At 72.0% G+C, this 13,955-nt stretch carries 10 protein-coding genes; 7 read left to right on the plus strand and 3 right to left on the minus strand.

The window, feature by feature from the left end; translation table 11 throughout:
* Positions 1 to 408 precede the first annotated feature (408 nt).
* Together ACIBA9_RS19825 and ptsP are read left to right on the plus strand one after the other, a co-directional pair.
* Positions 409 to 858 carry a PTS glucose transporter subunit IIA gene (locus ACIBA9_RS19825; RefSeq protein WP_399364642.1) on the plus strand — a complete coding sequence of 150 codons (450 nt, stop codon included), beginning with the start codon at positions 409 to 411 and terminating at the stop codon, positions 856 to 858.
* A gap of 77 nt (positions 859 to 935) precedes the next feature.
* Complete coding sequence (ptsP, locus tag ACIBA9_RS19830) at positions 936 to 2,606, plus strand: phosphoenolpyruvate--protein phosphotransferase (protein WP_362161663.1); 1,671 nt, start codon at positions 936 to 938, stop codon at positions 2,604 to 2,606.
* Positions 2,607 to 2,774: 168 nt separating this feature from the next.
* Here ptsP and ACIBA9_RS19835 read toward each other — a convergent pair whose 3' ends face one another.
* Together ACIBA9_RS19835 and ACIBA9_RS19840 are read right to left on the minus strand one after the other, a co-directional pair.
* The gene (locus ACIBA9_RS19835; protein ID WP_399364644.1) at positions 2,775 to 3,668 is read right to left on the minus strand and encodes a hypothetical protein; all 894 of its coding nucleotides are present in this window, start codon (positions 3,666 to 3,668) and stop codon (positions 2,775 to 2,777) included.
* A gap of 187 nt (positions 3,669 to 3,855) precedes the next feature.
* A complete protein-coding gene (locus ACIBA9_RS19840) occupies positions 3,856 to 5,823 on the minus strand; it encodes an acetoacetate--CoA ligase (RefSeq protein WP_399364646.1) in 1,968 nt (655 codons plus the stop codon).
* 212 nt (positions 5,824 to 6,035) lie between these two features.
* Here ACIBA9_RS19840 and ACIBA9_RS19845 point away from each other — a divergent pair, with 212 nt between their 5' ends.
* Entirely contained in the window at positions 6,036 to 8,396 is a 2,361-nt protein-coding gene (locus ACIBA9_RS19845; protein WP_399364648.1) for a glycoside hydrolase family 31 protein, read from the plus strand.
* A 116-nt stretch (positions 8,397 to 8,512) separates the two neighbouring features.
* On the opposite strand, the gene ACIBA9_RS19850 is transcribed toward ACIBA9_RS19845, so the two are convergent.
* Complete coding sequence (locus tag ACIBA9_RS19850) at positions 8,513 to 9,049, minus strand: NUDIX domain-containing protein (protein ID WP_399364650.1); 537 nt, start codon at positions 9,047 to 9,049, stop codon at positions 8,513 to 8,515.
* Between the two features lie 221 nt (positions 9,050 to 9,270).
* Between ACIBA9_RS19850 and ACIBA9_RS19855 the strand changes: the two genes are divergently transcribed.
* The 4 genes from ACIBA9_RS19855 (at position 9,271) to ACIBA9_RS19870 (ending at position 13,878) form a co-directional block, all read left to right on the plus strand.
* Positions 9,271 to 9,717, plus strand: coding sequence for a Zn-ribbon domain-containing OB-fold protein (locus tag ACIBA9_RS19855; RefSeq protein ID WP_399364652.1), 447 nt, complete (start codon positions 9,271 to 9,273; stop codon positions 9,715 to 9,717).
* Positions 9,714 to 10,904 (plus strand): lipid-transfer protein, encoded by a 1,191-nt coding sequence (locus tag ACIBA9_RS19860; RefSeq protein ID WP_399364654.1) that lies wholly within the window; start codon positions 9,714 to 9,716, stop codon positions 10,902 to 10,904. Before ACIBA9_RS19855 ends, ACIBA9_RS19860 begins: the two co-directional genes overlap by 4 nt.
* A 153-nt stretch (positions 10,905 to 11,057) precedes the next feature.
* Positions 11,058 to 12,710: an EAL domain-containing protein gene (locus ACIBA9_RS19865; protein WP_399364656.1), complete on the plus strand. Its 1,653-nt coding sequence runs from the start codon at positions 11,058 to 11,060 to the stop codon at positions 12,708 to 12,710.
* A 418-nt stretch (positions 12,711 to 13,128) separates the two neighbouring features.
* Positions 13,129 to 13,878: an MIP/aquaporin family protein gene (locus ACIBA9_RS19870; RefSeq protein ID WP_399364658.1), complete on the plus strand. Its 750-nt coding sequence runs from the start codon at positions 13,129 to 13,131 to the stop codon at positions 13,876 to 13,878.
* Positions 13,879 to 13,955 lie beyond the last annotated feature (77 nt).

The following is a 13,955-nucleotide window of genomic DNA, read 5'->3' on the forward strand; positions in this document are numbered from 1 at the left end:
GTTGATTTTTGGCACGCTGTTGAGTTCTCAAGGAACGGTCGCTTCCTTTGTACTCACCCTCTCGGGCTTTCCTCCGGGCTTCCCTTCGGTGTTTCAAACTCTATCAGGGTTTTTCCGCCTCTCTGACCGCCTCGCTGCGAGCACGCAGAAGGAGACCCAGAGATAGGATCTGAAGAGTTTGGGGTGCTGCCGAGCGGAGACGTTGTTGCATCCCTCCGCCCCAAGCAGGAGTACGACAGTACACGGGCCCGTGAACCGCATGCAAATCTGATGGGTTGGTGGTCTAGACCACTAACTGGTAGCTTCAAAACGGAACCGCCACTTCATCTGACATACCCTGCTGCTCAGATGCCGTCCGGGACTGGTAGTGACGGCCCGTAAGCAGCTCCACTCCTTGGGAGGCTTCCCATGACCACCGTGACGTCCCCTCTTGCCGGACGCGCCATCGGACTGGCCGCAGTGCCGGACCCGGTCTTCTCCGGGGCCATGGTCGGCCCGGGCACCGCCATCGATCCCGTACGTGAGCCCTCCGAGGCCGTGGCGCCCGTGGACGGCGTCATCGTCTCCCTGCACCCGCACGCCTTCGTCGTAGTGGACGAGAGCGGACACGGAGTGCTCACGCATCTCGGCATCGACACCGTGCAGCTCAACGGCGAGGGCTTCCAGCTGCTCGTCAACAAGGGCGACACCGTGACGCGGGGGCAGAGCGTCGTGCGCTGGAACCCCGCCGCGGTGGAGGCCGCGGGCAAGTCCCCGGTGTGCCCCGTCGTCGCGCTCGAAGCCACCGCCGACTCCCTCGGCGACCTCCGTGACAGTGGCGACGTGAAGGCCGGCGACAGCCTCTTCGCCTGGAACTGACGGCGGTGCCGTCCCGGGACGGCGACAGGACAACCACCGCGGCGGCGGGGTCCGCCGCACTATCGGAGACGGGTGAGATGGAGACAACGCTGCGAGGCGTCGGCGTGAGCCACGGTGTGGCGATCGGCGAGGTTCGGCACATGGGTACGGCGGTGCTGGAGCCGCCGGCCAAGCAGATCCCCGCCGAGGAGGCGGAGCGCGAGCAGGGCCGCGCCCGTCAGGCGGTGGACGCCGTCGCCGCCGATCTGGTGGCGCGCGGCAACCTGGCGGGGGGCGAGGCCCAGGCGGTGCTCGAGGCGCAGGCCATGATGGCCCAGGATCCCGAGCTGATGGCCGACGTCGACCGGCGGATCGCCGTCGGCAGCACGGCCGAGCGTGCGGTGTACGACGCGTTCGCCTCCTACCGCGAGCTGCTGGCGGCGGCCGGGGAGTACCTCGCCGGCCGGGTGGCCGACCTCGACGACGTGCGCAACCGCATCGTCGCGCGGTTGCTGGGCGTGCCCATGCCGGGTGTGCCGGACAGCGACGAGCCGTACGTCCTTGTGGCGCGCGATCTCGCGCCCGCCGACACGGCACTGCTCGACCCCTCTCTGGTGCTCGGCTTCGTGACCGAGGAGGGCGGTCCGACCAGCCACAGCGCGATCCTGGCGCGGGCTCTGGGCGTACCGGCCGTCGTGGCGCTGCCGGGCGCCGGTGAGCTGGCCGAGGGCATGGTCGTCGCCGTGGACGGCAGCACGGGTGATGTCTTCGTGAACCCGGGTGAGCGCAAGAAGGCGGAGCTGCGGGCCGCGGCCGCCGAGCGCAAGGCCGCGCTGGCCGCTTCGACCGGGCCTGGCGCGACCGCGGACGGGCACAAGGTGCCGCTGCTGGCCAACGTCGGCGGCCCGGCGGACGTCCCGGCGGCCGTGGCGGCCGGCGCCGAGGGTGTCGGTCTGTTCCGGACCGAGTTCCTGTTCCTGGACGACAGCAAGAGCGCTCCTTCCGAGGAGAAGCAGGTGGAGGCCTACCGGCAGGTGCTGGAGGCGTTCCCCGAGGGCCGTGTGGTCGTGCGCGTCCTGGACGCGGGTGCGGACAAGCCGTTGGAGTTCCTGACGCCCGCGGACGAGCCGAACCCCGCGCTCGGTGTGCGTGGTCTGCGCACGTTGCTCGATCACCCCGACATCCTGCGCACGCAGCTCACCGCCCTGGCGAAGGCCGCGGAGGGGCTGCCCGTGTACCTCGAGGTCATGGCGCCCATGGTGGCCGACCGGGCGGACGCGAAGGCGTTCGCGGACGCCTGTCGCGAGGCGGGGCTGCGCGCCAAGTTCGGCGCGATGGTGGAGATCCCCTCCGCCGCCCTGCGGGCGCGTTCGATCCTGCAGGAGGTCGAGTTCCTTTCGCTGGGCACCAATGACCTCGCGCAGTACACCTTCGCGGCGGATCGCCAGGTCGGTGCGGTCTCGCGGCTTCAGGACCCGTGGCAGCCGGCGCTGCTCGACCTGGTCGCCCTGTCCGCGGAGGCGGCCAGGGCCGAGGGCAAGAGCTGCGGTGTGTGCGGCGAGGCCGCGTCCGACCCGCTGCTGGCCTGTGTGCTGACCGGCCTGGGTGTCACCTCCCTGTCCATGGGTGCGGCGTCGCTCCCCTATGTCCGGGCGACGCTGGCGAAGCACACGCTGGCCCAGTGCGAGCGGGCGGCCGCGGCCGCCCGGGCGGCCGACAGCGCCGAGGAGGCGCGCGCCGCGGCGCAGGCGGTGCTGTCCGGCGAGTAGCAACGCCGGCGCGCCCGTGGTGTGCCGGGTGATCAGGGGCGTCCCGCCTTCGGGTGGGGCGCCCCTGGCGCGTTCGGTTCGTCCTCGGGGTGCGTTCTCGGGGTGCGTGCTCGTTCGTCTTCGGTCGTCTTCGGTACGTCTTGTCCTCGGTTCGTCCTCGGCGCGCGTTCAGTGGCGGTGCCCGTTCGCGGTGCTCTCCTCTCCGAGGTCGGGCGGCTCGCAGTAGTCGACGCCGGGTTCCGGGGAGATCAGGTCGCCGGTCTCGACGTCGGTGCAGTAGGCGTCGAAGACCTCGGAAGCGGTGAGCGGTTCCAGTCCGCCGACGCGCATCCGCCAGCCGTAGACGCGGTCGGCCGTGCCGGGGGCGCTGGCGCGCATGACGAGTCCGCCGGGGCTGCGGGTGCCGAGGCCGAGTGCGAGGACGCTGGTGAACTCCAGGCTCTCGGCTTCGTCGAGGCGGAGGTTGCCCTGGGTGTCCTGGTCGGCGTGCAGAGCGGAGACGAGCGTCTCCGGTGGTCCGGAGACGCTGCACACGAGGTGCCGTTCGCCGGGCGGTGCCGCGGTGAGGATGCGCGCCAGGAGTTCGGAGGCGCGGGTGAAGGCCGCCCTGCCGATGTCCTCGCCGCAGGTGGGACAGGGGCCGAGGCGGGTCAGGAGGGTGGTCGCGTACTCCCAGGTGGCCTGGCGTACGGCTTCGTCCACGAGGGCGGGCGGGAGGGTGTCGAGTGGCCGGCCGTCGTAGGGGATGGTGGCGCCGGTGGCCGCGAGTTCCGCGGTGAACCGGGTGCGGTTGGCGGGGCTCTCCGGGTCGAGGCCGGTCTCGGTGCAGTACGCGGCGTAGTCCTCGGGGTCGAACAGGGCGAGTGTGGTGTGGCTGCCCTGGGCGGCGCGGGACTTGAGGAGGGCCTCAACCTGCCGCAGGTAGGTCGTGTGGTCGTCGAAGACGAAACTGCGGTAGCGCCGCATGGCGCGGAAGTCGTGTTCGTCGGTGAGCAGGCCGATGGTGCCGGCGATCTCGCGGCGCAGGACGCGTCGCATGGTCCGCTGGTCGGTGTGCGCCATGTTTTCCCCCTGATGCGCAGTCGATCAATGCTCACTCACCGTAACCGGCGGCACTGACAACGGCCTCCGCCGAGGAGGTCGCCTCGGTGGCGACCGTGGCGGCGACGGGCGCGGCCTCGGACTCGGTGACGCGATGTCGTGCTCGGCGAGTCCGAGGCAGCCCACCCGGAGGAGAGGGGGCGGTGGGTCAGGCGTGCTTGCGGCCCAGTTCCTCATAGAACGCGAGGAGGGCGATGTCGTCGATGGATCCCGGGTTGACGGCCTTCTCCATCGGGGTGCCCTGCAGGAGGCGTTTGACGGGGACCTCGATGCGCTTGCCGGTGAGGGTGTGGGGGATGCCGGGCACCTCGATGATCTCGTCGGGCACGTGCCGGGGCGACAGCTGTGCGCGGATGGCCTGTTTGACGCGGTTCAGGAGGGCCTCGTCGAGGTCGGTGCCCGGTGCGAGATGGACGAACAGCGGCATCCAGTAGCCGCCGTCGGGCTGTTCGACGCCGATGACGAGGGATTCCCTGATCTCGGGGAGTCGCTCGACGACTTCGTAGATGTCGGCCGAGCCCATGCGTACACCCTGCCGGTTGAGGGTGGAGTCGGACCGGCCGTGGATGATCACGGACCCGCGTGAGGTGACGGTGATCCAGTCGCCGTGGCGCCAGACGCCGGGGTAGGTGTCGAAGTAGCTGTCGTGGTAGCGGCTGCCGTCGGGGTCGTTCCAGAAGCGGATCGGCATGGACGGCATGGGGTTGGTGACGACCAGTTCCCCGACCTCGTCCAGGAGGGGGTTGCCGCTGGGGTCCCACGATTGCAGGTCGGTGCCCAGACCGGATGCCTGGAGTTCGCCGGTGTACACGGGGAGGGTGGGGACGGCTCCCGCGAAACAGGAGCAGACGTCCGTGCCACCGCTGACGGAGGCGATCCACAGGTCGTCGCGTACCTCGTCGTGCAGCCAGCGGAAACCGTCGGGCGGCAGGGGCGAACCGGTGGTGGCGACGCAGCGCACCTTGGAGAGATCGTGGTCTCGGGCGGGATGGACGTCGGCCTTGCGGCAGGCCATGACGTAGGCGGCCGAGGTGCCGTAGAGGGTGGCTCCGGTGCGTTCGGCGATCCGCCACTGGGCGCCGGTGTCGGGGTAGCCGGGGCTGCCGTCGTAGAGGACGATCGTCGTTCCGGTGAGCAGGCCGGAGACGAGGAAGTTCCACATCATCCAGCCGGTCGACGTGTACCAGAAGAAACGATCCTCGGGTCCCAGGTCGCAGTGCAGCCCCAGTTGCTTGAGGTGTTCGACGAGGATGCCGCCCTGGGACTGGACGATGGCCTTGGGCAGGCCGGTCGTGCCGGAGGAGTACAGGACCCACAGGGGGTGGTCGAAGGGGACCTGTTCGAAGACGGGTGCGGTGTCCCCGGCCGTCAGTGCCGACCACTCCAGGGCGCCGTCGGGGGCGTCGGTGCCGAGGAGCGGGATGTGGACGACGGCGCGCAGGGTCGGCAGCTCGCGGCGCAGCTCTGCGACGGTCTCGCGGCGGTCGTGTTCCTTGCCGCCGTAGCGGTAGCCGTCGACGGTGAACAGGACGACCGGTTCCACCTGCTGGAAGCGGTCGAGGACGCTGCGGGCGCCGAAGTCGGGCGCGCAGGACGTCCAGACGCCGCCGACGGCGGCCGTGGCGAGGAGGGCGACGACGGCTTGCGGGACGTTGGGGAGGTAGCCGCTGACGCGGTCGCCGGGGCGTACGCCGAGGGCGCGGAGTTCGGCGGACAGGGAGCCGACCTGGCGGCGCAGCTCGGACCAGGTCACCGGGCGTGGTTCGTGCGTCTCGTCCACGTGCAGCAGGGCGGGTTCGTCCGCGCGGTCGGTCGCGGCGCGCAGGGCGTGCTCGGCGTAGTTCAGGGTGGCGCCGGGGAACCAGTGGGCGCCCGGCATGGAGCGGTCGCCCAGCACGCGCGCGTAGGGGGTCGAGAACCGTACGTCGAACCACTCCGTGACGGCTTTCCAGAAGGTGTCCAGCTGCTCGACGGACCACCGGTGCAGAGCCGGGTAGCCTCCCTCGGCCGGAGCGCCGTGGCGTTCGGCGGCCCAGGCCTGGAAGCGGGTGATGCGGGCCTGGGCGATCCGCTCGGGGGCGGGCTGCCAGAGTGGCTGGGGGTTCGCGGTGGACATGGGCGGCTCCCGGCTGTGCGCGTCGTGGGCGTCGGTCCGCGCACGGGCTGGGGTGTGCGCGTGACGCGGCTGACAGGGACGATGCCACGTGATCGACTTCTGCACCAGGGTGAGCCCCACACAGTCCATGTCGTGAAGATGTGGTCCTGGCACAGGTGAACGGCAGTTGAACGACACACGGGTGCAGGGCGCTCGGTGGCAGGGTGAGCGGCATGGACGGTCGTGACCTGGTGCGTTCGGTGGGTGTGGGCAATGCGGGGAGGGCGGCTCGGGGCTTGCGTACCGTGCGGGCCGCGTGGCGCAGGCGGCGTATCGACGCTGTCTGGCTGCCGCAGCGGGGGGCCGAGCGGGCGCGGGTTCCGGGGCAGGTGCGGGACGTGGAGCCGGGGCCGGGGGGCGGGCTGATCCGCTTCGGCCGGTCCGAGCTGCGGATCACCGTCGCGGTGAACGGGGCCCTCTTCTGGGGCTGGGACGGGGCGGGTCCGCTGCCGTCGTACGCGCTGGCCGGCAGCGGTCCGGAGCCGGATCCGCGGGCGGTGCTGGAGCCCGACAAGGACGGCGGCTGGCGGGTGGTCGCCGAGCGGGCGACGCTCGTGGTCTCGCGGCACGGCGCGGTGCAGGTGTGCACGCCCGGCGGGTTGACGCTGCGGCGCGACCTGCCGCCGCGCTGGTGGGAACCGGTCGACGGTGGTGCGGCGCGGTGGATGCAGCGCTCGGAGGTGCCGGCGGACGCCCGGTTCTTCGGCCTGGGCGGGCGGTCGTCGGGGCCCCGTCTGCGCGACGGCAGGTACCGGTTGTGGAACACCGATCCGGGTCGCGTGTTCGGGCCGGATGGGGGTCCGTTGTCCGTGACCATGCCGGTACAGCTCGTGGTGGCCGACGCGGGCACGCATCTGGTGTTTCACGACACCACGTGGGACGGCACGGTGGTTCTGCGCGAGGGTGAGGAGGGCGCCGGGTCCGGGCACGACCGGGTGGGGCGATGTGAGGTGCGGATGGACGGCGGTCCGCTGCGCTGCTGGGTGCTGGTGGGCACTCCCGCGCGTGTACTGCACACCTGGGCCTCGCTGACGGGGGCGCCGGCGGTGCCGCCGTCGTGGGCGCTGGGTCACCATCACGCGGGGCGGGGTCTGGGCGGCGAGCGGGAGACACGCCGGATCGTGGCGGGCTACCAGGAGCGTGGCCTGCCGTTGGACGCCGTCCATCTCGACCTCGATCACCATGCCGACCGTCAGGTGTTCACCGTCGACCGGGAGCGCTTTCCCCGGCTGCCCGCTCTCGCCGAGGAGCTGCGCCGGGACGGGGTACGGCTGGTGTCGGTCGTGGAACCGGCGGTGCGGGCGGCGCCTGGCGATGCCGTCCACGACGGGGGTTCGACGCTGGACGCGTTCGTGCGCGACGCCTCGGGGTGCACGGTGCGGGGTGTGACGCGGGCCGGGGAGTCGGCCTTTCCGGATTTCACGCACGCGCGCGTGCGCAAGTGGTGGGGTGGCCTCTACGAGGAGCGGCTTGGGCAGGGGTTCGCGGGGTTCTGGCACGACAGGAACGAGCCGACGTCGTTCAACGCCTTCGGTGAGCGGACGTTGCCGCGGTCGGCCCGGCACGCCTTGGAGGGGCGTGGCGGCGACCATCGCGAGGCGCACAACGTGTACGCGCTGTGCATGGCCCAGGCGGGTTACGAGGGGCTGCGGGAGCTGTCGCCTCGGGAGCGCCCCTTCGTGTTCTCGCGCTCCGGGTGGGCGGGATCGCAGCGCTACGGGGGCATCTGGTCGGGGGGCGTGGCCCCGGGATGGCCCGGACTGCGGGCGTCCTTGTCGCTGGTGCTGGGGCTCGGGCTGTGCGGGGTGCCGTACTCGGGCGCGGACGTGGGCGGTCAGGACGGCGGTCCGTCGGCGGAGCTGTATCTGAGGTCGTTGCAGCTGGCCGCGTATCTGCCACTGTTCCGCACGCACGCGAGCGCGCGTGCCGGGCACGGGGCGCCGTGGGACTTCGGTGTGGAGATCCTGGAGCACGCGCGCGCGGCGTTGCTCGGACGCCGGCGTTTGTCGCCCTACTTCGTGACGCTGGCGCATCTGGCCCGGCGCACGGGCGCGCCCTATGTACGGCCGCCGTGGTGGGGGGCGCCCGAGGACCGGGCGCTGCGCGACTGCGAGGACACGTTTCTGCTCGGTGACGGCTTGCTCGTGGCCCCGGTCCTGGAGCCGGGGGCCACCCGCCGTCCGGTGCGTCTGCCCCGGGGCCGCTGGTACGACACGGTCACGGAGGAGGCGTACAAGGGGCCCGGGCAGGTTGTCGTGGACGCGCCGCTGTCACGCATACCGGTCTTCGCGCGCGCGGGAGCGGTCGTGCCCGTACGGGGCGCCGACGGTGAGTCGGAGCTGGAGGTGTGGGCGCCCGCACCGGGCCGCACGGGAGGCGGCCTGGTGGTGCCCGACGCGGGAGACGGCTGGGACGAGCCGGAGGTCGAACGGTACGCCGTCCGCCGACAGGGGCGACAGGTGGTGATCACCAGGGAAGGGGAGAACGGATCGGGCGAGCCGGGCCGTCCGGTGCGGGTACGAGGGCTGGACTGAGCCGGCCCTCGTGGGGTCGGCTCGTCGCGAGCGCCGCCTGTGAGGGGCGCCGGGCCCGAGTCACCCGCTCAGCCGTACCGGGCCCGCGCACACGGGGATGTACGCCCCTGGGCCGCTCAGATGTACCGGCCCTCGAACCAGGCGCGCACTGCCACGGTGTGCAGCGGGAAGGCGAGTTCCACGGGCCTGCGCAGCAGGTGCCAGCCCTCGGTCTCGTCGGTCGGGCCGGACGGTGGGAGTCCGTCGGCCGGCCGTTCCGGGAGGAGTCCGAAGAGCAGCAGATGCCCGTCGGGCGAGCTCATGGCGTCCACGAGCCGGACGTCACGGGTGGCCGCGTCGATGCCGGTCTCCTCCTCGAGTTCCCGTACGACCGCCTGCTTCCAGTCCTCCCGGTCGTCCACGTAACCGCCGGGCAGGGCCATGCCTCCGCGCGCGGGGTCGATGGTTCGGGTGATGACGACCAGGGCGGTGCCTTGGGTGTCGTACACGGGCTGGAGCGCGATCGCGACCGGCAGCGGATTGCGATAGGCGACCGAGCCGCAGACCGGGCAGCTGCGCGGCCAGCCGGAGACGCCTTCGCCGAAGGGCGCTCCGCAGCTCGAACAGTGGGATCCGGGCGCGGAGTTGGCGGATGGGAGTTGAATTTCGGACACGCGCGGACTGTATCCGATCAGAGGAGGGTCGTCTTCCGGCAATGGCGTACGGGAAACGACGGCTCCGGAAGGGGCGGCCGGAGTCACCCCCGTCGAGCCCGCCCGCCCCTCCCGTACCACGACGTCCCGAGGGGCGTTTTGGTTCACCGGGCGGCCTGCCGATTTCCCGCGAGCCGTGACAAACTCCTGACGATCCGTCAGAACTTTCCTGGGGAGGGGCTTTGGCGCGCACACGCACACCCGCCGTCGCCGGCTGGTTCGCCGGTGAGGGGGACGCCTTCCGGCTGCTGGGCACCCGCTGCTCGTCCTGCGCCTCGGTCTTCTTCCCGCGCGAGGACGCCCACTGCCGCAACCCGCACTGCGTCGGCGGCGGCCTGGAGGAGGTTCCGCTGTCGCGAGGGGGCCGCATCTGGTCGTACACCGACAGCCGCTACCGGCCACCGTCACCCTATGTGAGCAATCGGGAACTTCCGTGGGAGCCGTACACGTTGATCGCGGTGGAGCTGGAATCCGAGCGGATCGTGGTGCTGGGGCAGGCGGTTCCGGGGGTCACCGCCGCCGATCTGAGCGTGGGCATGGAGGTGGAGGTCGTCTCGGGGGTGCTGTACGAGGACGCGGAGACGAGCTGGACGATCTGGCATTGGCGGCCCAGGGAGGTGGCGGCATGACGGCGGACGTGGCGGTGCTCGGTGCGGGGATGCACCCGTGGGGCAAGTGGGGCCGCGACTTCGTCGAGTACGGGACGGCGGCGGCCCGGGCGGCCCTCGCGGACGCCGGGCTCGACTGGCGGGACGTCGGCTCGATCGTGGGGGCGGACACCGTGCGTGGCGGCTACCCCGGCTATGTGGCGGGGGCGACGTTCGCCAAGGCCCTGGGCTGGCAGGGTGCCCGGGTCGCCAGTGTGTACGCGGCCTGCGCGTCGGGTGCGCAGGCGATCGCCGCCGCCCGCGCGCAGATCCTCGCCGGGCTCGCCGACGTGGTGCTCGTGGTCGGAGCGGACGCCGCGCCCAAGGGGTTCTTCCGCCCCGCGGGCGGCGACCGGCCCGACGATCCGGACTGGCAGCGCTTTCACCTGCTGGGCGCGACGAACCCGGCGTACTTCGGGCTGTACGCCCGGCGGCGCATGGCGGTGCACGGAGACACGCCGGAGGACTTCGCCCTGGTGAAGGTGAAGAACGCCGCGCTCGGCGCGCTGAACCCGTACGCCCGCTACCGCAGGCGGGTCACCGTCGAGGAGGTCGCCGCCTCGGCGGTGGTCGCCGATCCGCTGCGGCTGCTCGACATCTGTGCCACCTCCGACGGGGGCGCGGCGCTGGTGCTGTCCAGCCTGGAGTTCGCGCACCGGCACGGCGTGGCCCGCCCGGTGCGCATCCGGGCCGTGTCCACGGTGACGCCACGGTTCCCCAACACGGTGCTGGACCTGCCCGACATCGCCACGGACTGCGCGGCCTCGGTGGCACCGCCGGCCGAGACCTTCCGGGCGTCCATCGCCCGGACCGCGTACGAGGAGGCGGGAGTCGGCCCGCAGGACCTGGACCTGGCCGAGGTGTACGACCTGTCCACGGCACTTGAGTTGCAGTGGTACGAGGATCTGGGGCTCTGCGGCGAGGGCGAGGCGGCGAAGCTGCTGCGCGAGGGGGCGACGGCACCCGGCGGCCGCATACCCGTCAACACCAGCGGCGGCCTGGCCTCCTTCGGTGAGGCGGTGCCGGCCCAGGCCATCGCGCAGGTCTGCGAGCTGACCTGGCAGTTGAGAGGTTCGGCCGGTGACCGGCAGGTCGCCGGGGCGCGCGTGGGCATCGCCGCCAACCAGGGGTTGTTCGGGCATGGATCGTCGGTGGTCGCCGTCGGCTGAGAGGAGGGTGCCGAGCGCACCACGCGCGGCGGACGGGTTCCGTGCGACGGGAGGAGCCACGGGGATCCACACGCTGTGTGATCGGCTCGGAATCCTCTGTGAACGTCTTATGAACTGCGCCTGGGCGTGAGCGGGCAGCGCCATCATGCTGCCGTGTACTCCTGGACGGATACTCTCCGTTTCGCCTTCCAGCCGGTGGTCAACCTGAGGACGGGCGCGGTCGCCGCACTGGAGACGCTTGCCCGCCCGGAGAGCGGCGACATCCTCGCCGAGGCCCGCCGCGACCCCGAACTCGACGGCGTCCTCGCCGTGTTGGCCCTTCGCGCGGTGGCGCGCAGGGAGACGATGCTGCCGCTGCACCTGAACGTGTTCGCGGCCACGCTCGCCGACCTCGGTGGCCTCACACCGCTGCACGACGCCGTGCGCGCGGTGGGGCGCCTGCCCTGGGAAGTGACGCTCGACATCGTGCCGCCCTGTACGCATGTGCCACAGCGGGCCCTGCTGGAGGCGGTGGCGGCGCTGCGCGAACAGGGCTTCCGTATCTGCGCCGACGGCATCGGGGAGGGCGACATACCGCTGAGGCTGCTGACCGACCTCTCGCCGGACCTGGTCAAACTCGATGCCTCACTGCTGGCCCGGCCGGCCGCCGTGCGGGCGATGCGCACGCTGTGCGAGGAGCTGGGTGCCCTGGTCGCGGTGGAGGGCGTGGAGACCGAAGCGCAGTGCGCGGCGGCGGTGGCGGCCGGGGCGCAGCTCGCGCAGGGTGAGCTGTTCGCGCCGCCGGCCCGGATCCCCGTCGCGGACGTGTACGTTCCGCCCCGCTCGCCGGGATCGCCGGCGATGCCCAGGTCGGGACCCTCGGTACGGGAGTTCGTCCGTCCCGCCGCCATCCTGCCGATGACGGCATCGGCGGGGCAGGTGCGGGCACTGCTGACCGGTTCCCCGGACGTCTCCGGTGTGCTGCTGGTCGACCAGGCGGGCAGGCCGGTCCGTTCGGTGCACCGCTCGCGCTTCCTGCTGTCGATGTCGGGCCCCTATGGCCATGCCCTGTACGCCGACCGCCCCGCCCGCAAACTCGGGGACGTGCCCCGCACGGTCGGCGTCGACGCCACCGCCTGGGAGGTGCTGGACGTGGTCGCCGTCGGTGGCAGCGACCGGACCTCCGACGACGTGGCGGTGGTCGACGAACACGGTCGGTGCGTGGGAACCGTGCGGCTCGCGGACCTCGTGCGGGCGTTGGCCGAGAGCCGGGTCGAGGAGGCCGCCGGGCTCAATCCGCTGACCCGGCTGCCCGGTTCGGACGCGATCACGGGTGAGGTGGACCGGTGGATCGCCGGAGGGCGGGCGTTCGCGCTCAGCTGGCTGGACATCGACCACTTCAAACAGGTCAACGACGGAGCCGGTTTCGCGGCCGGCGACGAGCTGATCCGGTCGGTGGGGCGAGCGTTGCAGCAGACGGTCGCCGGGCACGCGCGCGTGGGGCACATCGGCGGTGACGACTTCCTGGTGCTGGCCGACGAGGCGGTACCCGTCACGCTGGTCGCCTCCGTGCTCGACGCGCCCTGGTCGGTGGCCGGCCGGCCGGTCACACTCTCGCTCGCGACCGTCGTGTGCGCCCCGGGCAGCGTCGGCGATCACCGTCAGGCCGCCGCCCACCTCGCACCGCTGAAGAAGGCGGCCAAGGAGCTGTCCGGTGCGAGCTGGGTTCTCGGCCGTGCCGGGCTGCCCGGCCACGAGGTACGGCGTGGCGTCCCGGGAGCGGGATCGGCGCGTGTCGGGTACGCGGCCGCCGAGCCGGGGTCGTGAACCACCGGGCCGGGGTCGTGAACCACCGGGCCGGGATGACGGACAACCGAGCCTGATGACGGACCACCGAGCCGGGCCGGTGAACCGCCCCGAACGTGGCCGCCCGAGGCTCGGCCGCCGTCGTCCTGGCAGCCCTGACACCGTTTGCCGTCGGCAACCTTGACGCCCCCGGGGCGCCGGTGAACACTTCCCGGTGTCAGCCGACCTCGCCCCGTACACGAGTGTCATGGGGGCACCGCTCGACGGGTCTGTCCTGTTCCAGGGGCCGCCCTTCCAGGGCGATCCGGCTGCGACGGCACGCTCGCCACGGACGCCGAGCGGGGCGCGAGGCCTCCCTGCCTTCGGCGGAAGTCGCCAAGGGAACCGTTCCTGCACGAAGGCCTGGGCTGATCGCCCTCACCGCGTCAAGGGAGCCGCCATGAGCAACGGAGACATCTTCGTCGGCGAGGTCATCGGCACCGCGATCCTGATCCTGTTCGGTGCGGGCGTCTGTGCCGCCGTCACCCTCAGGTACTCCAAGGCACGGGCCGCGGGCTGGGTGGTGATCGCGTTCGGCTGGGGCTTCGGCGTTCTCGCGGGCGCGTACACCGCCGCTCCCCTGTCCGGCGGCCAGCTCAACCCCGCGGTCACCATCGGCATCGCCGTGGACACAGGCAAGTGGGACAAGGTCTGGGTGTACCTGCTGGGTCAGACCGTCGGCGCGGTGCTGGGCGCCGTACTGGCCTACCTGGTGTACCTCGCGCAGTTCCAGGCCAACGTCCGCGGGGAGGGCACACCCGAGGGCGGGGCCGGCGAACCGGTGCCGACGCTCGGCATCTTCTCGACCATCCCGGAGATACGGAAGCCCGTCGCCAATCTCGTCACCGAGATCATCGCGACCATGGCCCTGGTGCTGCCCGTCCTCGCCTTCGGGCTCACGAAGGGGCTCGGCGAGTCCGGCACCACGGTGCTCATCGTCTCGCTGCTCGTCGTCGGCATCGGGCTCTCGCTCGGCGGCCCGACCGGCTATGCCATCAACCCGGCCCGCGACCTCGGCCCGCGCATCGTGCACACGTTCCTGCCGATCCCCAACAAGGGCACGTCCGACTGGGGTTACGCCTGGATCCCGGTCGTCGGGCCGCTCATCGGCGGGGCGCTCGCCGGTCTCCTCTACAACGTGGCCTTCTGACGACGCTTTCCGAGGCGTGGCCCTCCGACCCGCTCACAGCTCCGCCGGGGCCGCGCGGGCCCGAGCCTGCCGGCCCT

This window comes from Streptomyces sp. NPDC051452, assembly GCF_044454765.1.
Lineage (GTDB): Bacteria > Actinomycetota > Actinomycetes > Streptomycetales > Streptomycetaceae > Streptomyces.